General features: G+C 54.6%; 17 protein-coding genes. 5 read left to right on the top strand and 12 right to left on the bottom strand.

Annotated features, from left to right (window positions below):
- Positions 1 to 220 precede the first annotated feature (220 nt).
- Positions 221 to 1660, top strand: a complete 1440-nt coding sequence (locus ABLO27_RS23655; protein ID WP_353036345.1) for a TrkH family potassium uptake protein — start codon at positions 221 to 223, stop codon at positions 1658 to 1660.
- Positions 1661 to 1771: 111 nt separating this feature from the next.
- Here the strand turns inward: ABLO27_RS23655 and ABLO27_RS23650 are convergent, their stop codons facing one another.
- Positions 1772 to 2002, bottom strand: coding sequence for a hypothetical protein (locus ABLO27_RS23650; protein ID WP_352949945.1), 231 nt, complete (start codon positions 2000 to 2002; stop codon positions 1772 to 1774).
- Between the two features lie 241 nt (positions 2003 to 2243).
- Entirely contained in the window at positions 2244 to 2915 is a 672-nt protein-coding gene (locus ABLO27_RS23645) for a YggS family pyridoxal phosphate-dependent enzyme (protein ID WP_353036343.1), read from the bottom strand.
- A gap of 274 nt (positions 2916 to 3189) precedes the next feature.
- On the opposite strand from ABLO27_RS23645, the gene ABLO27_RS23640 reads away from it, so the two are divergent.
- The 4 genes from ABLO27_RS23640 (at position 3190) to holA (ending at position 8331) form a co-directional block, all read left to right on the top strand.
- Entirely contained in the window at positions 3190 to 3930 is a 741-nt protein-coding gene (locus ABLO27_RS23640) for a substrate-binding periplasmic protein (RefSeq protein ID WP_353036342.1), read from the top strand.
- 152 nt (positions 3931 to 4082) lie between these two features.
- On the top strand, positions 4083 to 6704 hold the full coding sequence (leuS, locus tag ABLO27_RS23635; RefSeq protein WP_353036340.1) for a leucine--tRNA ligase: 2622 nt from the start codon (positions 4083 to 4085) through the stop codon (positions 6702 to 6704).
- Complete coding sequence (locus tag ABLO27_RS23630) at positions 6691 to 7266, top strand: hypothetical protein (RefSeq protein WP_353036338.1); 576 nt, start codon at positions 6691 to 6693, stop codon at positions 7264 to 7266. Before leuS ends, ABLO27_RS23630 begins: the two co-directional genes overlap by 14 nt.
- A 24-nt stretch (positions 7267 to 7290) precedes the next feature.
- A complete protein-coding gene (gene holA, locus ABLO27_RS23625; RefSeq protein WP_353036336.1) occupies positions 7291 to 8331 on the top strand; it encodes a DNA polymerase III subunit delta in 1041 nt (346 codons plus the stop codon).
- Between the two features lie 132 nt (positions 8332 to 8463).
- Here the strand turns inward: holA and ABLO27_RS23620 are convergent, their stop codons facing one another.
- The 10 genes from ABLO27_RS23620 to hemE form a co-directional block, all read right to left on the bottom strand.
- The gene (locus ABLO27_RS23620) at positions 8464 to 9369 is read right to left on the bottom strand and encodes a ParB/RepB/Spo0J family partition protein (RefSeq protein WP_353036335.1); all 906 of its coding nucleotides are present in this window, start codon (positions 9367 to 9369) and stop codon (positions 8464 to 8466) included.
- Positions 9370 to 9475: 106 nt separating this feature from the next.
- Complete coding sequence (locus ABLO27_RS23615; protein WP_353036333.1) at positions 9476 to 10300, bottom strand: ParA family protein; 825 nt, start codon at positions 10298 to 10300, stop codon at positions 9476 to 9478.
- Positions 10301 to 10320: 20 nt separating this feature from the next.
- Positions 10321 to 10977, bottom strand: coding sequence for a 16S rRNA (guanine(527)-N(7))-methyltransferase RsmG (rsmG, locus tag ABLO27_RS23610; RefSeq protein ID WP_417714835.1), 657 nt, complete (start codon positions 10975 to 10977; stop codon positions 10321 to 10323).
- Positions 10977 to 12863: a tRNA uridine-5-carboxymethylaminomethyl(34) synthesis enzyme MnmG gene (gene mnmG / locus ABLO27_RS23605; RefSeq protein ID WP_353036331.1), complete on the bottom strand. Its 1887-nt coding sequence runs from the start codon at positions 12861 to 12863 to the stop codon at positions 10977 to 10979. The genes rsmG and mnmG overlap by 1 nt, the downstream gene beginning before the upstream one ends.
- 298 nt (positions 12864 to 13161) lie before the next feature.
- Entirely contained in the window at positions 13162 to 14511 is a 1350-nt protein-coding gene (gene mnmE / locus ABLO27_RS23600; protein ID WP_353036329.1) for a tRNA uridine-5-carboxymethylaminomethyl(34) synthesis GTPase MnmE, read from the bottom strand.
- Positions 14512 to 14798: 287 nt separating this feature from the next.
- Positions 14799 to 15452 (bottom strand): GNAT family N-acetyltransferase, encoded by a 654-nt coding sequence (locus ABLO27_RS23595; RefSeq protein ID WP_353036327.1) that lies wholly within the window; start codon positions 15450 to 15452, stop codon positions 14799 to 14801.
- A 92-nt stretch (positions 15453 to 15544) separates the two neighbouring features.
- Positions 15545 to 16144 (bottom strand): GNAT family N-acetyltransferase, encoded by a 600-nt coding sequence (locus ABLO27_RS23590; protein WP_353036326.1) that lies wholly within the window; start codon positions 16142 to 16144, stop codon positions 15545 to 15547.
- Positions 16145 to 16255: 111 nt separating this feature from the next.
- Complete coding sequence (gene rho / locus ABLO27_RS23585; RefSeq protein WP_352949923.1) at positions 16256 to 17521, bottom strand: transcription termination factor Rho; 1266 nt, start codon at positions 17519 to 17521, stop codon at positions 16256 to 16258.
- 301 nt (positions 17522 to 17822) lie between these two features.
- Complete coding sequence (gene hemJ, locus ABLO27_RS23580) at positions 17823 to 18251, bottom strand: protoporphyrinogen oxidase HemJ (RefSeq protein WP_353036325.1); 429 nt, start codon at positions 18249 to 18251, stop codon at positions 17823 to 17825.
- 4 nt (positions 18252 to 18255) lie between these two features.
- On the bottom strand, positions 18256 to 19284 hold the full coding sequence (gene hemE, locus ABLO27_RS23575) for a uroporphyrinogen decarboxylase (RefSeq protein ID WP_353036324.1): 1029 nt from the start codon (positions 19282 to 19284) through the stop codon (positions 18256 to 18258).
- Positions 19285 to 19369 lie beyond the last annotated feature (85 nt).

The raw sequence follows: 19369 nt of genomic DNA, 5'->3' as shown, positions 1-19369 counted from the left end.
AAGCGGCAATTGGGGGTCAATACAGGGTAAACCCGGTAAAGATGACAATAGCTCAACTATCTTTTGAGGTAACTGGACACCACTTCGAGCCCGGAGCTCACTTTACCCGCGCATTCCGGCAGGCTGCCTGCACTTGCATTTTCGCGGGCAGGCGCAGATAAATATTAACTTCTAAACCTCGACTGCCGTTCTGACAGCCGACCATCCGGATGTTCGGTGCATGAATTTTCGAGCCATCGCGTTGCCAATCGGACGCCTGCTCGTCCTGATCTCCTTGTTGATGATCGTTCCCGCCATTGCAGATGTTTTTGCGTCGAATGTGGACTGGCAAGTGTTTCTTTTGTCTGCTGTCATGCTGGGCACAACCGGTGGCCTGACGATCCTTGCATTTCGGGGACAGAGGCCACCAAACCATTTCAAGGAGGCCATCGTCTTTGTAAATGCGGCCTGGTTCGCCTTTTCCTTTGCTGGGGCCGTTCCCTTTTACTTCAGCGATCTGAACATCAGCTTCACGGACGCCTTTTTCGAGACCGCTTCCGGTCTGACCACAACAGGATCGACAGTCCTGACCGGGCTGGACTCCTTTCCTCCGGGTATCTTGTTGTGGCGTGCCCTCCTGCAATGGATCGGCGGCATTGGCGTCATCGCCATCGGCATCTGGCTATTGCCCGGGTTGCGGGTTGGCGGAAGCCAGCTCTTTGCGCTTGAATCGTCCGAAAACACCTCCAAACCCTACGGCCACACCTGGCCGTTCGTGTATCGGCTGCTCGCACTATATGGCGGGCTGACACTCACATGCACCACGCTCTATGCGTTGTGCGGAATGAACCTCTTCAACGCAGCCGTTCACGCAATGACCACGGTTTCCACCGGGGGGTTTTCCACGTCCGATCAATCGTTTGGCCAGTTTCCGGGAGTGGCGGTCTATTGGGTTGCGATCCTTTTCATGCTCACATCGAGCATCCCGTTCCTGTATCTCATCCGCAGTCTTGAAAGCAGACACTTCAAGCCGGACATCCAGATCATTCTGCTGCTTGCCATCGTGACAATCGCATCTTTCGGCGTGTTCTATTTCGAGCGCTACATTGTGCATGACACACCGTTTCACATGTTCACGCTTGCCGTGTTCAACGTCGTTTCGGTCATCACGACAACAGGATACGCGGCCAACGACTACCTTCAGTTCGGGCCGGCCGTCATTGCGATATTTTTCGTTCTGACGTTTTTCGGAGGCTGCAGCGGCTCGACTTCCGGTGGCTTCAAGATGTTTCGGATTGCGATATTGGCAAGCTATTGCCGATGTCTGCTGCGCCGGATGGTTCATCCGCACCGCATCGTTGAACCGAAATACCAGAAACAGGCAGTGTCCAACCCTGTGCTTGAAGGTGTCTTCGTATTCGCGGTGCTTTATGCGGGAGCGTTCGCCGGATTTTCTGTCATCTATCTGATGCTCGGCATGGATCTGGAGACAGCGCTGAGTGCTTCGATTACCGCTCTGGCCAATGTCGGTCCGGGTGTGGGAGACACGATCGGGCCTTCGGGAACCTTTCAGACCCTGTCTGACCTGGCAAAGTGGTTTCTGGCAATAGAGATGATTTTTGGCAGGTTGGAAATTCTGGCAGCAATCCTGCTGCTGATGCCCGACTTCTGGCGCGAATAACCAGGTATCGGACGCAAAACCACCGCCGGCGTGACCGATCCGGCGGTGGTCTTGATCAGACGGCCCTGCCGCTTGCGCAGCTTAAGGGGGTCAGACCGTCCGAAGCCGAATTTACGGCTGAACGGCGGCGAACTCATCTGCGTCAAGCAGGCTGTCCTGGTTCGCATCCGCTGCCTTGAAAAGATCCTCTGACATGGACGGGTTTGCAGCCGTGATTTCTTCGAAGCTCACGAAACCATCCTGATTGCTGTCGACCGCCTCAAAAGACATGCCCTGTGCGAGAGCTGCTGTTGATGCGGTGAAAGCGCCAAGGAGAAGAGCAGCGGTAAGACGTTTGGACATGATATGACCTCCAAGTTTGGTTTTTGGTCTTAATGTTCCGTCGGTCTGCAGGACCCCTGCGATCCAGCGACCCGGAACGAGGAGGAATGTGCTGCCCGATATAGTCTGCTAAAGGGCTGCTCTTGGGAAACGTCAGGGCATTGTTGTGACTTGCAAATCAAATCAGCCATAGGCCGGTCAAATTCGCGTCACTATTGCCGATTTTCGGCAGTTGTAAGGCCGCCCTTCCTTCAATTGGTACTTATCCGTAGTCACGTGCGCCGAAAATGGCCGATCCGACCCGAACGCAGGTCGCTCCGAAGCCGATTGCGGTATGGTAATCGGACGACATTCCCATGGAGAGCTGCTTCAAGCCGTTGCGCTCGGCGATTTTCTCAAGCAACGCAAAGTGCTCGCCCGGGGCTTCATCGACCGGCGGGATACACATCAGACCGATAATGTTGAGACCCGTCTCATCGCGGCATTCCCTGATGAAGTCATCAACCTCTTTGGGCGGGATCCCGGCCTTTTGCGGCTCTTCGCCCGTATTGACCTGGATGAAACAAGGAAGAGCCCTTCCCTGCTTGTCCATTTCCGCTTTCAGTGCCTTGGCGATTTTCGGCCGGTCGACGGTGTGTATCACGTCAAAGGTCGCCACCGCTTCCTTGGCCTTGTTTGATTGCAAAGGTCCGATCAGGTGCAATTCGATGCCATCATACTCACCACGCAGTCCCGGCCATTTGCCCATGGCCTCCTGAACGCGATTTTCGCCAAACACCCGCTGACCCGCATCAAGCACAGGGCGAATATCTTCTGAATCGAATGTCTTTGACACCGCAATCAACGTCACCGAACCATCGTTCCGGTCATATTCGGCTTCCGCGCTGCGAATATCGGCCTGAACTGCTGCGAGACGGTCTGCTGCGGACGTCATGAGTTTTCCCTTCAGATAACGGAGTTCCTTTGAAGTTCTCTCATACGCCCGGCGAGGCTGCATTCACAAGAGGCCAAAGAAGAACGAAACCCGGAAGCAAACCCAGGTTTCAATTCAAAGTCAGACAATGAAAACTCCGAATTAGGTGCCCCACCGTGTTTTCGGATCAACGCAAAGCAAATGTCGCTTAACCGGATAGTGCTGACGCAATTAATGGTTTCGTTATATCTCCATCTGATAAATTATGGATGTCCTTTTTCTTTTGGGGAATTGAATGATACAGGAGTGTTTTCGCACATTCCTCTCATTGCTGATGATGACATTCCTTGCATCGCAAGTACGGGCAGAAACCTTTACTTTCGCGATCGGCGAGTGGCCTCCCTTCATCTCGCAAAAAGCACCTGGCTTTGGTCTTCATTCCCGAAAAGTTACCGAGGTTTTCAGATCCAAGGGACACGATGTCCGGTTCGAATTTCTGCCCTGGCGTCGCTCGCTTGAACTGACAAAGCGCGGCACCCTGCCGGCAACTTTCTCCTGGTCCTATGTCAAGACAAGAACACAGGATTACCTCTATCCGACAACACCGATCGACACTTTGAAGGATGTCTATTTTTATCCGAAACACCGATTTGCGGAAGAAGTGCCACCCCTCACCTTCAAAGACATAAAACAGCGCGGACTGACCGTCGTCGGCATTGCCGGATACTGGTATCAGGAACCACTTGAAAAGATTGGAGTGACATTTCAGAGCGTTGCGACGGAAGAACAAGCCTGGACGATGCTGTTACACGGACGGGCCGATCTCTATATCGAAAATGACATCGTCGGACAGGAACACAGCCGGGCCATTCTGGGAGACGAGGCCTCTGGCATCGGAATGTCAGAACCGTTCCGTGCCGAACCCCTTTACATCCTGTTCAGCAAAAACCACCCGGCCAGCGCCCGAATGCTGGAAATCTGGGATTCACATGAGGCAGAAGACACCGAATCTTTTGAAGGTCCGGCCATCCGATAGCTTTACGAATGCGGCATTGCGAAATAAACAGGCTACTGAAGGATCAATTTAATCTCGCATGTTGACCCCGGACCTGATTTCTGGTGACAGTCCGGCAGTCAATCATTCAGGAAATCCGCCGTGTCAGGCGGCAAGAACAAACGGCACATTTGATGGCAACGGATCGGTACAATGCGCGCGAAGTGGAAGCGCGCTGGCAGAAAGTTTGGAACGACAAAGACGTTTTCGTCACGCATAACGACGACCCGCGCGATAAGTACTACGTCCTAGAGATGTTCCCCTATCCGTCCGGCCGCATTCACATGGGCCATGTGCGCAACTACGCGATGGGTGACGTGGTTGCCCGCTACAAGCGCGCCAAAGGTTTCAACGTCTTGCATCCGATGGGCTGGGACGCCTTCGGCATGCCGGCGGAAAATGCCGCCATGCAGAACAAGGTTCATCCGAAGGACTGGACCTACGAAAACATCGCGGCCATGCGTGACCAGCTCAAGATCATGGGCCTGTCCCTCGACTGGAACCGTGAATTCGCAACCTGCGACGTGGCTTATTACACACAGCAGCAACGCCTGTTCCTGAAATTCCTAGAAGCCGGACTGGTTTACCGCAAGAACGCGAAGGTCAACTGGGATCCGGTCGACATGACCGTCCTGGCCAATGAGCAGGTGATCGACGGCCGTGGCTGGCGCTCCGGCGCGCTGGTCGAACAGCGTGAACTGACGCAATGGTTCTTCAAGATTTCTGATTATTCAGAGGATCTTCTGGACGCGATCGATACGCTTGATCGCTGGCCGGACAAGGTACGCCTGATGCAGAAAAACTGGATCGGTCGTTCCGTGGGCCTGCGCGTCCGTTTCGAGTTTACCGAAGCCGCGCCGACAGGCGACAAGACCCTTGAGATTTTCACCACCCGTCCGGACACCCTGTTCGGTGCCTCCTTCATGGGCCTGTCCCCGGATCATCCGATCTCCGACAAGCTTGCCGAAAGCAATCCTGAACTGAAAGCATTCATCGAAGAATGCCGACGGGTCGGAACTTCGGAAGAAGCCATTGAAAAGGCAGAGAAAAAGGGGCTGGACACAGGTCTGCGCGTCAGGCATCCGCTGGACAGTTCAATTGAGCTGCCGGTTTACGTCGCCAACTTCATCCTGATGGATTACGGCACGGGAGCGATCTTCGCTTGTCCGGCACACGACCAGCGCGACCTGGATTTCGCCCGCAAATACGGTCTGCCGGTCAAACCGGTTGTACTGCCGAAGGACGCGGACGCAGCAACCTTCGATGTCGGAAATGAAGCCTTCACGGACGACGGCACAATCTTCAACTCGGGTTTCCTGGACGGACTTTCCATTCCGGACGCCAAGGAAGCGGTCGCCGCGAAACTGGAGAGCATCAAGGTCGACGGCGCTCCGCAGGCCGAGCGTCAGGTGAACTATCGTCTGCGTGATTGGGGTATTTCTCGTCAGCGCTACTGGGGATGTCCGATTCCGGTCATTCACTGTGACGATTGTGGCGTTGTTCCGGAAAACGACGAGAACCTTCCGGTTCAGCTGCCGGACGACATCAATTTCGACAAACCGGGTAATCCGCTCGATCGTCACCCGACCTGGCGCGATACCACGTGTCCGAACTGTGGCAAGCCGGCAAGGCGTGAAACCGACACGATGGACACCTTTGTCGATTCCTCCTGGTATTTTGCCCGCTTCACGGCGCCTGACTGCGATCAACCGACCGATCCCAAAGCGGCAAACGGCTGGCTGGCGGTGGACCAGTATATCGGCGGCATCGAACACGCGATCCTTCACCTGCTCTATTCCCGCTTCTTCACCCGCGCCATGCAGAAAGTCGGTGCTTTGGATCTGAAAGAGCCATTCAAGGGCTTGTTCACGCAAGGCATGGTGACACACGAAACCTACCGGATCGGCGAAGGCGCCAACGGGCAATGGGTTTCCCCGGCTGAAATCAGGATTGAGGACGTCGACGGCAAGCGTCGTGCCTCCCTGATCGAAACCGGCGAAGAAGTGGCCATCGGCTCCATCGAGAAAATGTCGAAGTCGAAGAAGAACACCGTCGATCCGACCGACATTATCGACACTTACGGTGCCGACACGGCGCGCTGGTTCATGCTGTCCGACAGTCCACCTGAGCGTGACGTGATCTGGACCGAAGACGGCGTCCAGGGTGCCTGGCGTTTTGTTCAGCGGGTCTGGCGTCTGATCGGTGATGTTGCCGAAAAGAGCGAACCTCGCAGCGGCAAGGCTCCGGAAGTCACCGGCAAGGCTCTCGATCTGCGCCGCGCAAGCCACAAAACGCTGGAAGCCGTTTCCAACGACCTGGAAAATCTCGGCTTCAACCGCGCGGTTGCGCGTCTTTATGAGTTCGTCAACACGATCAGCAAGACCGTCAACGAAGGCCTGGATGACACCGGCAGGGAATGTGCGGTGCGTGAAGCCGCGGACTTCCTGGTGCAAATGATGGCACCGATGATGCCGCATCTGGCCGAAGAGTGCTGGACGGCTCTGGGTCATGACAACCTGATTTCCGAAGCGAACTGGCCTGTCGCAGACAACAGCCTGCTTGTAGAGGATTCGGTCACCTATCCGATCCAGATCAACGGCAAACGCCGCGGCGAGTTGGAAATTGCAAAAGAGGCTTCCAAAGAAGAGGTCGAAGCAGCTACCTTGGCCCTGGACTTCGTGCAGAAAGCATTGGACGGAAATGCACCGAAGAAACTCATTGTGGTGCGGCAGAGGATCGTGAATGTCGTTGTTTAACAGCATCTTCGAGCGCAAGAGCGTGTTTCGGCGCGCAGCCCTTTGTTTGGGATTTGCGGCCACACTCGTCGTAAGCGGATGCCAGGTGCGTCCGCTTTACGGCACCAGCACCGGTGATTTCACGGACACGCCATCGCCTGTCTCTGCTGAACTGGCCGCCATCGACCTTGATAGCATTTCAAGCCAATACTCGAACGATGATGCTGCCAGGGTGCTTTACAATGAGCTCACCTTCAAGTTCGAAAGAGGTGCTGGAACCCCGGCGAAAAAATACCGTCTTAAGGTTCTCATGGACGTCAACAACGCGGCCGTTGCTGTTGAACGTTTCGCCGATGTACCGTCCGCCTATACCACGACCATGAATTCCACCTTCGTTTTGAGCGACATTGAAACCGATGAAACGCTCATGACCGGCCGGTCGTTCAAGTCGGCCTCTTATGACTTCTCCGACCAGCGCTTTGCCAATACCCGCGCTTATCGGGACGCCCAGAAGCGCGTCGCCAAGTCGGTTGCTGATGATATCGCTGCGCGTGTCGCAGGATATTTCGCCAGCCAGTCTTAATCCGTTGTCGGGAGACGATCGTTCATGGCCGTCTTGAAAGCAGCGGAAATCGATAGATTCATCGCAAATCCACCCAAGGCTGGCGGTGTCGTGCTGATATTCGGACCCGACACAGGTTTGGTATCGGAACGGGCAACGTTGCTTGTCAGCAAGGCATCCGAGGGTGACAGCGACCCGTTCAATCTGGTCAAGATCGACGCATCCGAACTCAGCTCGGATCCGAATCGTTTGATCGATGAAGTCCTGACCGTACCGCTGTTCGGCGGCCGGCGGATCATCTGGGTGAAGGACGCCAGCGGCAAGAACCTGAACCCTTCGCTTGAGCCTGTCTTGAAGCTTGATGACTGGCAGACCCTGGTCGTTCTGGAAGGCGGTGACATCAAGAAAGGCGTCGGCCTCAGAAAGCTGATCGAGACCCACAAACGTGCGGTCGCCCTGCCCTGCTATGCCGACAATGATCGAGGTATCGACCAGCTGATCGATGAAGAAACCCGCGAAGCAGGTCTGACCATCACGCGGGAGGCGCGTGCGGCTCTTCACAGCCTGCTGGGGGGCGACCGTATGGCCAGCCGGGGTGAACTCAAGAAACTCTGCCTCTACGCCCTCGGCAAGGGCCGTATTGAGAGCGAGGATATCGCAGCAATCATCGGTGATGCCTCCTCCTTTGAAATGTCGGAGTTGATCGACGCGGCGGCATCCGGCGACCTGGCCACGCTGGACCATGGTTTGGAACGTCTTTCCGAAGCCGGATCAAAGGCTTCCGTCATTGCCAACCAGGCCCTCAAACACTTCCAGCATCTGCACCGGATGCGGATCGACGTCGATCAGGGCAAGAACGCCCAACAGGTAATTGACAGCCAGCGCCCACCTGTCTTCTTCAGCCGCAAACCGAAGTTCGCTCAGCAGCTTCGAATTTGGTCTTTGAAGGATCTGGAGCGCTCCATGGACATCCTGAGTGAAGCCACGAGGATCTCCAGACTAAACGACCCACTCGGCGTTCCTGTGTTGTCTGAGGCGCTTCTGAAGCTCGGCAGGGCTGCCAGGGCGCGTAGTCAAAGACGCTAGCTTCAAAGACCTGACCTTACATGCAAACTGAAGCGGCCTTCCCGCCCGAAGTGCTGAACTTAGCTGCAACTGAACACAAAAAAGCCGGACTCCAAACCAAGCCCGGCCGTTTATTATTTTTGGATCAATAAGTTAGCGCGTTTCAACACCAAGCTTTTTGCAGATTTCGTCAAGCTGCTCCAGCGATGTGTACTTGATTTTCACATCACCGGACTCCTTGCCCGGCTTGTGTCCCACTGACACTTTAAGCCCAAGCGTGTCCGTCAGGCGTTTTTCCAGGGCTTTGGTGTCAGCATCCTTTTGCGGCCGTTCCCCAGGCGTTTTCTTGCCCATCAGTTTGGCAAGCGCATCTGGGTCCTGTGAAATCTTTTCGACATCTCGAACGGTCAGGCCCTTCTCGACGATCAACTCGGCCAGAGTCGCCGGATCTTCCACCGTGATCAGTGCACGGGCGTGGCCGGCTGTCAGCAACCCTTCTGCAAGGTAGTCCTTGACCGAATTCGGCAACTTCAGCAGCCGCATGGTGTTGGCCACATGGCTACGGCTCTTGCCGATCACTTTCGCCAGCTCACCCTGGCTATAGCTGAACTCGGCGGTGAGTTGCTCATATCCCATCGCCTCTTCGATCGGATTGAGATCCGCGCGCTGAACGTTCTCGATGATGGCAAGTTCAAGTGCTTCCTGGTCGGTCACATCGCGAATGATAATCGGCGCTTCGTGAAGGCCGGCACGCTGTGCTGCCCGCCAACGCCGCTCGCCCGCAATGATTTCAAACCTGTTCGCTTTTCCGGCCGCCGGGCGCACCAGGATTGGTTGCACGATGCCCTTGGCCTTGAGCGATTCGGAAAGGTCTGCCAGGTCCTTCTCCGTAAAAGTCTTGCGTGGATTGCGCGGATTTGGTTCCAGATGTTCGATCGGAACCCTTCTGGAATCACGAACAATCTTTTCCGGCGGCGCAGCTGATTCGGGAGCTGAATCTCCGATCAGCGCCGCCAGTCCCCGGCCTAAACGTTTGTTCTTGCCGTCTTTCTCCGCCATACCGCACCTTTTTCTTCTTATATTTCAATAAGTTAGCAAGCAACACCGCGATCTGACCGACGTTACCGACTTCTCTTTGTCAATTCGGATCCGAATCCGTTTGCAATCAGGCGGCCACACGCCGCAGTTTGCGTTCTCTTTGAATGATTTCAGAGGCAAGACGCAGATAGGCCTGACTGCCGGCACACTTCAAATCATAAAGCAGCGCCGGTTTGCCATAGGATGGTGCCTCCGAAATACGGACGTTTCGTGGAATGACCGTTTCGTAAACCGCATCGCCCATGGTTTCGCGCACATCGGCAACAACCTGGTTTGAGAGGTTGTTGCGGCTGTCATACATCGTCAGAACGATACCGTGGATGCTGAGCTCCTGGTTCAGCGCGCCCTTGACCTGCTCAACCGTGCTGAGCAACTGACTGAGACCCTCAAGCGCAAAGAACTCACACTGCAGCGGAACCAATATGGAATGCGAGGCTGAAAGCGCGTTGATTGTCAACAAGTTGAGCGACGGAGGGCAATCGACAAGGACATAGGTGAAACCAAGTTCACGATAGAGGCCGGACCTAGTCAGGCTTTCGATCGCATTCCGCAGACGGAACGCTCTGTCACTGGTCGAGGCGATCTCGAGTTCGAGACCGAGCAGATCCATGGTCGAAGGCGCGACCCACAACCGCTGGACCGCTGTTTCGCGAATTGCCTCCGCAAGAGAGCAATCACCGCTCAGCACTTCGTAGGTCGACAAACCGCGATCACGATGCTCGATACCCAAACCCGTCGAGGCATTGCCCTGCGGATCCAGGTCGATGACCAGAACCTTTTCCCCGATCGCCGCAAGAGCAGTTCCGAGATTGATGGCTGTGGTGGTTTTACCCACCCCGCCCTTTTGGTTCGCAAGCGATAGTACGCGTGGCGCTTCGGGAAGCATGGCCATTACCAAAATACCTTCCTGGGCTACTCCGGCCGGGCTGAAATATGTGAAAAGAGAAGCATCCGGCTCACAGGATCAACAAGACTTTCTTTTTCTAACAGATCAAAGTCCCATGAGTCAGCGGCTTCCTTAACTTCGCGCTGAAAATCCTGACCTTTGTGGAAAACAGCCTTAGCTCCCTTTGATGTAAAGGGCTCGGCCAGCCGAAACAGAAGATCCAGTGATGCCAGAGCACGGGCCGAAACAGCGTCTACTGTTCCGTGCTGCCAATCTTTCGCTACCGATTCGATCCGACCGGCATGGACTGTTCCCTTCGAGCCGGTTTCTCTCAAGGCGGTTCGAAGAAACGCAGCCTTGCGCTGGTTGCTTTCGATCATGTGGACATGTCCCTGTGGATCATCCGCCAACAGAATTGCAGTCACCACACCGGGGAACCCCCCACCGCTGCCAATGTCCACCCACGTCTTTGCTTCGGGAAAACACCAATGAGTCTGCAGGCTATCGGCCACATGCCGGGTCCAGATATCAGGAATGGTCGAAGGCGCAATCAGGTTCTGAGCAGGTTGCCACTTCAGAACCAAATCCACATAGATCTGCAAACGATCCAACGTTTCACGTGAAACATCCCCAAACTTATACACAACCTGTCCAGAGTCGTTCAACACCACCGGACGCCCCATCAGGCAGCTCCCTTTTCTGAATGACGCTTCAAGTGAGACAAAATCAGGGTCAAAGCAGCCGGTGTGATGCCATCCATACGTGAGGCCTGTCCAAGAGTTGCGGGACGGATATCGGTCAATTTCTGTTTGACCTCGTTGGACAGTCCAACAATTGCTTCGTAATCGAAACTATCCGGGATTCTCAAGGCTTCGTCGCGCTTCAGCGCTTCCACATCGGCCAATTGACGTTCGAGATAAACCGCGTAAAGAGCATCCGTCGCCACCTGCTCTGCGATCTCCTTTTCAATGTCGTTGAGCTCCGGCCAGATTGCCGCCAACCCCTCATAGGTGACATTGGGATAGGACAGCAGGTCGAATGCGGTTCGCCTGATCCCGTCTTGATTCACAGGCAAGCCCTTCTTCTGTGCTTCCGACGGCGTGACCGTGAGCCGCTTCAAAAGGTCCCTCGCCTCGGCAATTTTCAACATCTTGCCTTCGAACGATCTTTGACGCTTGTCGGATACAATGCCGTAGTCGATCCCGACTGGTGTCAGCCGCTGATCGGCATTGTCCGCTCTGAGCGACAAACGATACTCAGCACGGGATGTAAACATCCGATAAGGTTCCGTGATGCCTCTCGTGATGAGATCGTCAATCATCACCCCGATATAACCTTGTGAGCGGTCGACGACGAACGGCTCTCCATCCTGCACCTGCAGAGCGGCATTGACGCCGGCCACAAGGCCCTGTGCCCCAGCTTCCTCATAGCCCGTCGTCCCATTGATCTGGCCGGCCAGATAAAGACCCGGGCAGCGCTTGGCCTCCAATGTTGGGCGCAGCTCACGCGGATCGACATGATCATACTCGATAGCATATCCAGGCTGGATGACCTTCACATCTTCCAGGCCCGGAATTGTTCTCAGAAATTCCAGCTGCGCGTCTTCTGGAAGTGACGTGGATATACCGTTCGGATAGACGGTGTGATCATCCAGGCCTTCCGGTTCGAGAAAGATCTGATGTCCGTCACGATCTCCAAAGCGAACGATCTTGTCTTCAATGGACGGACAATAGCGTGGGCCCCTGCCCTTGATCTCGCCGGAATACATAGCCGACCTGGACAGATTGTCCCTGATGATCTGGTGAGTTTGCGGAGTTGTTCTGGTGATATGGCACGGGATCTGAGGTGTTTCGATCTTGTCCGTCAGAGTGGAAAAAGGAATGGGTTCCGCATCACCCGGCTGCTCTTCCAGTCGATCCCAATGAATTGTTCTGCCATCAAGGCGCGCCGGAGTTCCTGTTTTCAAACGCCCCAGCTCGAAACCGATATCCTCAAGTGACCCGGACAAACCCATGGCTGGTGCCTCACCTGACCGGCCTGCAGGTATCTTCTTGTCACCAATATGAATAAGCCCACGCAGGAAAGTTCCGCTTGTCAGCACAATCGCCGCACAGGCAATGGTGCGGCCATCCGACAGCACGACACCTGAGACAGTGCGAGTTTCTGCTTCGCCATCGAACAGGATCTTGTCAGCTTCGCCTTCGATCACAGTCAGGTTGTCGATCGCTGCAATCTCTTTCTGCATCGCTTCCCGGTAGAGCTTCCGGTCAGCCTGCGCCCTCGGCCCGCGAACAGCCGGACCCTTGCGCCGATTGAGCATACGAAACTGAATACCACCCTGATCGGCAACACGACCCATCAGACCATCCAGGGCGTCGATTTCCCGAACGAGATGCCCCTTCCCCAATCCGCCAATCGCCGGATTACAGGACATCACACCGATGGTCTCGAACTTGTGTGTCACCAAAGCAGTCATCGCTCCGGCGCGCGCGGCAGCCGCAGCAGCTTCGCATCCGGCATGACCACCACCGATGATCACGACATCATATTTCAGTTCCTGATCGCTCATTCTCTCACCGCTCACACAGGCACTTCAGCAACGCCACAAGCACCTGGCAACACCCTTATCAATTTTCGGGATCGGTTTCCGGCGTCAAAGCCAGACTATCACAGGCCGTCAAACCGGCACATGTTCGCGAAACTTATACGGCGGGAAGCACGATAGGTCAAAGCGGAATTGGACCAACGGTTCTCTTGAGCCCTACTCTTGAATTTGAGCCGACCAGAATTCGACACGATGATTCACGTGAAACATGTTCCGGTTATGAATCGATCCAAAGAATCCTTCAGGTGATTCACGTGAAACATCACTTTCCGATACAAAAGTCCCGGAAGATAACATCAAGCAGATCCTCGACGTCGATACGCCCAGTAATGCGTCCAAGAGCATCAGCAGCACGCCTCAGGTCTTCCGCTCTCAGTTCCGTGGGCAAATGCTCAGATTCGATAGCTGTTCGAAGTCCTGCCAGGCAATCCTTCAGATAGTGCCTGTGCCTTTCTCGCGTCGCCAGGGGTACTTCCCCAATAGAGATCGTTTCCTCAGCAAAATGGGTTAAGGCTCCAAAGAGGGCAGACATCCCTTCATCACTCTTGCTGGAACAAGCAATTTCCTTGATTGTTCCGGAAGAGTCTTGTTTCGGATGAGTCTCAAGATCACCCTTGGTGTGGATCCTCCAGACAGGAACTTCCTGCCTGAGATCTTCTGGCAAGCCTGAAGCAGTATCCTCCAGGTCCACTCCCCCCGGTTCGACCGCCCAAAGGATCAGATCTGCTTCTCTACCCTTTGCTTCCGCACGGCGGATGCCTTCCTTTTCGACAACCCCGTCTGTACGACGCAATCCGGCAGTGTCGACCAGGGTCACGGGGTAGCCGCCAAGATCAAGATGAACTTCAATGACGTCTCGAGTGGTTCCCGCCTCTTCAGTCACAATGGCAACATCCCGTCCGGCGATTGCGTTCAGGAGGCTGGACTTGCCGGCATTGGGTGCCCCCATCAACACCACCTGCAGTCCCGACCGCAGCCGCTCTCCACTCCTTGACCGTTCCAGGTGATCGGATATTTCGGAATGGAGTACGGCTGTTTCCTGCCAGACTTCATCGGCTACGCTTCCCGGTACGTCCTCCTCGTCAGCGAAATCGAAATCCGCCTCGATCATTGCCCTCATATGGATAAGCCGCTTGCGCCAGTCCTCATAGAGCTTGCCAAGCGCGCCACCCATCTGGCGAATGGCCTGCTTGCGCTGGCTCTCTGTTTCCGCGGCAATCAGATCCGCAAGCCCTTCCACTTCGGTCAGGTCCATCCGCCCCCGATCGAAGGCCCGCCGGGTGAACTCACCAGGTTCCGCTGGACGGCAGTTGTCGAAGGTTCCCAGAACTGCGAGCATCCGGCTGACAACTGCCCTACCCCCATGGCAGTGGAATTCAACAACATCCTCTCCGGTGAAACTCCGAGGCCCCTGAAAGTAGATGACCAATGCCTCGTCCAAAATTTCGCCAGTCTGTGGATCGACAAGCTTGGACAAAATAGTAGAGCGAACTGGCGGTACCCGGCCGCACAGCGCTTTAACAATCTTTGCGGTCTTTTCTCCCGATACACGGATCACCGCAACGCCCGAAGGCACTGCACCGCTAGAGAGAGCGTAGATTGTTTCAGCCATGGTTAGTCTTCCGATGGGGCACCGCAGATTGTGCAACGCTCATTGTTGGTTAGAAGGATCCATCGCCTCTTTAGCAACAACATCCTGAATGCGAAAGATCACTTGCAATTGGATGCAGATTATCATGGCTTCGAGTCACATCTCCAAGGCCAGGACATTCCGCAGACGAATCGATAGTCGGCTTTCGACGGGAAGGATTCACGTGAAACGTTCGAGTGTGTTTCACGTGAATCATTTTCGCTTTGAAGTCAGCTCTAACGGCCATTCCAACGTGACTTGGTTCTGTCTCAAGACTCCGCTTCAGAAAATATTTCCGTCGGATTGCCCAACTGTAAGAGCGGTTCGCCACAGCGTTCGGTTCCTGCTCCATCCCTCGAGCGGCCCACCCAGGTATCTCTGGACATTCTGTAGAGCCGATGGAGGGCAAGTCTGTGGTCTTTCGAGAAATAGGGATGATTGAAATCCTCTTTCGGATCTCTGATCATTCCCAGGCGCAACATGACCTTCTGAGATGGTTCGTTGATGGCGGGCGTGAAGGAAACGATCTCCTCGTACCCTTTGGTTTCAAAACCGAATCGAAGCCACGCAGCTGCTGCTTCACTGGCATAGCCCTTTCCCCAAGCCGATCGTTTCAATCGCCAGCCAATATCGATGCAGGGAGCTATCGGCAGAGCGTTGCTGTCCTCATGCACAACCAGACCGACAAAACCGATGAGCTCCCCCGTGGCTTTCACTTCAACCGGACTATAGAAAACGCCATACGTCTCCAGGCAGGCACGTCCCATGCCTATCAGTTTTTCTGTCTTATGAAGCGTGAGTGGTTCGGGAAAGTGTCTCATCACTTCCGGATCCGAACAGATCTTGAAGAAAGGTTCGGTGTCCCCCTCCCTCCAAGTTCTCAACAACAGTCGCTCGGTTTCAATCGCAAAGGTTTGAGACATGAAACGGCTCCGATTCAATTTCGGATTCACGTGAAACAAACCAGAGAGCCCCGTCCCCTCATCAGGCAATCCTGTTTCACGTGAATCGTAAATCAGCTGTCAGCCAGAGCGTCCTGATTAGCCTGCTCTCCTGCCGACCAACTCGCACTGCTCAATCGGTAAAGCACATGCTTTGCAATCGGATGATCAGGTTCCAGCGAGGGATGAAGAAAATCTCCCTCAAGATCTTGGGTCATCCCAATGCGTTCCATGACCTTTCGGGATGGAAGATTTGTCGGAATTGTAAAGGCGACAATCTCATCAAGGCCAATGGTTTCAAAACCGAATCGAAGCCACTCTCTGGCAGCCTCGGTTGCATAGCCTTTACCCCATGCCGTTTGCTTCATCCGCCAGCCGATCTCAACACACGGATCAAAAGGCAATGGGGCTGCATAGGTAGGTCTGTTCAATCCGACCAGTCCCAGGAATTCACCGGTCGCTTTGACTTCGATGGGTGCCATACAGAAACCATCCTGCTCCTGCTTTGCAATACAGCGCCGAACCAACTGCTCGGAATTCTCGCGGCTCATCGGCTCCGGGAAGTACTGCATCACCACCGGATCGGCGCACAGTTCTGCAAAGGGCTCAATATCGTCTTCCTGCCAGGCACGCAGGTACAAACGGTCGGTTTCGAGAAATACGGTTCTGGTCATTAAAACGCTTCCGATTCGGGACGATGGATTCACGTGAAACATTTCTTAACAAAAAGTAAAGGCGCGAACCGTATCGGCCGCGCCTTCTTCTGGTTGTCTGATCCTCCTGGATCAGGTGTTCATGCTGTCGAAGAACTCGTCGTTCGACTTGGTCTGCTTGAGCTTGTCCAGAAGGAACTCGATCGCATCGACCGTGCCCATCGGGTTGAGAATGCGGCGCAGAACAAATGTCTTCTTGAGGCGCTCGTGTGGAACAAGGAGTTCTTCCTTACGCGTACCGGAGCGCTGGATGTCGATTGACGGATAGACGCGCTTGTCGGAAATCTTCCGGTCAAGGATGATTTCGGAGTTACCGGTACCCTTGAATTCTTCGAAGATGACTTCGTCCATGCGGCTGCCGGTATCGATCAGGGCAGTCGCGATGATCGTCAGAGAACCACCCTCTTCGATGTTACGGGCTGCACCGAAGAAACGCTTCGGGCGCTGCAGGGCGTTTGCGTCAACACCACCGGTCAGAACCTTACCGGAAGACGGCACAACAGTGTTGTAGGCCCGGCCCAGGCGCGTGATGGAGTCGAGCAGGATGACCACGTCACGACCGTGCTCGGTCAAACGCTTGGCCTTTTCGATCACCATTTCAGCGACCTGAACGTGACGTGATGCCGGTTCATCGAACGTTGATGAAACAACTTCACCGTTCACCGTACGCTGCATGTCGGTGACTTCTTCCGGGCGCTCATCGATCAACAGAACGATCAGGTAGCACTCCGGGTGATTTGTCGTGATGGATTTGGCAATGTTCTGCAGGAAGACCGTTTTACCGGTACGTGGCGGCGCGGTGATCAGAGCACGCTGGCCCTTACCCAAAGGCGCCACCAGATCGATAACCCTCGAGGACAAGTCCTTGATGGTCGGATCTTCAATCTCCATCCGGAACCGTTCATCCGGATAAAGCGGTGTCAGATTGTCGAAGTGAACTTTGTGCCGGGCTTTTTCCGGATCTTCGAAATTGATCGAATTGACCTTGAGAAGCGCAAAATACCGTTCCCCCTCCTTCGGGCTCCGGATCTGGCCTTCAACGGTGTCCCCTGTCCGCAGTGAAAAACGGCGTATCTGAGAAGGCGAGACGTAGATGTCGTCCGGCCCGGGAAGATAGTTTGCGTCGGGTGATCTCAGAAAGCCGAAGCCATCCTGAAGAACCTCTACGACACCTTCGCCGATAATCTCCACATCCTGAGCAGCAAGATTTTTCAGGATAGCGAACATCAGCTCCTGCTTGCGCATGGTGCTGGCGTTTTCGACTTCGAGCTCCTCTGCAAATTGAAGCAGCTCGGTCGGTGTTTTTTCTTTTAGGTCTTTGAGTTTCATTTCCCGCATCGAGTTGGGGTCTTGGAGTTGTTATGGGTAATTGGTTTGGAAGGTCGTTCTGAGCCGCATGAGATGGGTCGGCCAGAAGATATCTGAAAGACTATTTAGACGTGTCCAGATTGTACGGTGATGAATTAGCGACTGAATACAAACGCTGCACCGTTCGGAAGTTGGCGGACGATACGTTGTTTTGAAACAAATCGCAAGTTCGGATTTCTGCGGATTTTCCGAGCCTGCTTAGATGCCGATTTGGTTGAAAAAAGGGCAGCCTCAAATTTGAAGCTGCCCCACGATAATCAAGTCCGGAAAATCAAAATGGCTTGCCGATCACAAGGATCACGATACCGATCATCAGCAGGGTCGGAACCTCGTTCATGATCCGGTAGAACCGGGCCGGTTTGGTGTTTGCGTCCCTGGCGAACTTCTTGACGCAGCCGCTCAGGTAGCCGTGAACACCAGACATTATCAACACGAGCGCAAGCTTTGCATGGAACCATCCATCACGCCACGCATCAAGCTCGTACGCCGCCCAAAGCCCGAAGATCCACGCAGCGATCATCGCCGGGTTCATGATCGCCTTCAACAACCGGCGCTCCATGACCTTGAAGGTCTCGGACTTGTCCGATCCCGCTTCCGCGTCAGCGTGGTAGACAAACAGCCTCGGCAGATAAAGCATGCCGGCCATCCAGGCGATGATCGAAATGACGTGAAGGGATTTGATCCAGAGAAACAGATCCATCACGTCAGCCTTTCTTCACCTGCCCGACCATGCGCGCAACATTCTCCGGATCCGCATCAGGCGTGACGCCGTGGCCGAGATTGAAGATCAATGGTCCCTTGTCAAAGGTCTTCAGAATGTGATCGACACCCTCTTCCAGCGCTTTGCCGCCGGCGACCAGGCGCATTGGATCGAGATTGCCCTGGATCGGAACTTTCTTCTGGATGTCGAGAGCCACATGATCCGGTGCCGTCCAGTCAAAACCAACCGCGTCAACGCCGGTACCATCGATATAGGTCATCATTCTTGCAGAAGAAGCTTTCGGGAAACCGATGATCTTGGCACCTGGCCTTGCGGCTTTCACGCCATCGACAATTCTCCGCGTCGGTTCGATGGACCAGCGCTTGAAACCTGCATCATCGAGAACTCCCGCCCAGGTATCGAAAATCTGAACCGCATCGGCACCCGCATCAAGCTGGCGGATGAGATAGCGAATGGACGCCGTCACCAGTTCGTCGATGAAGCGCTGCATCAGATCGGGGTCCCTGTACGCCCCTACACGAGCAGCAACCTGATCCTGGGTGGTATGTCCGGCAACCGAATAACACGCAACGGTCCAGGGAGCGCCACAGAAGCCCAACAGGGTGGTTTCCTCGGGAAGCTCCGCGCGAAGACGCGAAACCGTCTCTATGACCGGTTTTAGATGATCCTCGGCCTGTTCCTGTTCGAGGCGATCAAGAAGATCGGAAGAAAGCGGTTCGAGAACCGGTCCACGCCCTTCTTCAAAACGAACCGGGTACCCGATTGCGTCAGGGACGACGAAGATGTCGGAAAACAGAATGCTTGCATCAAAACCATACCGGCGGATCGGCTGGAGTGTGACCTCAGTTGCAAGATCCGGAGAATAGCAGAATTCAAGGAAGTTGGAGGCTTTGGAGCGCACTTCCCTGTATTCGGGAAGGTAGCGACCTGCCTGGCGCATCATCCAGATGGGAGGTGGCCATAACTTTTCTCCGGAGAGAACCCGCATCACGGCTCTGTCTTGGGATTTCATGAAGTCGCCTTTCCCACATTTCAAATCTAATAAGATTCATATTTTGAATCTGTTTTTTATATTTGTGCGTGGATTACCGGGATCA

Origin of the sequence: Roseibium sp. SCP15, from assembly GCF_040329435.1 — a bacterium.
Taxonomy (GTDB): Bacteria; Pseudomonadota; Alphaproteobacteria; order Rhizobiales; family Stappiaceae; genus Roseibium.
The sequence above is the reverse complement of the archived record's forward strand: the minus strand, read 5'-3'. Positions and strand labels throughout refer to the sequence as shown.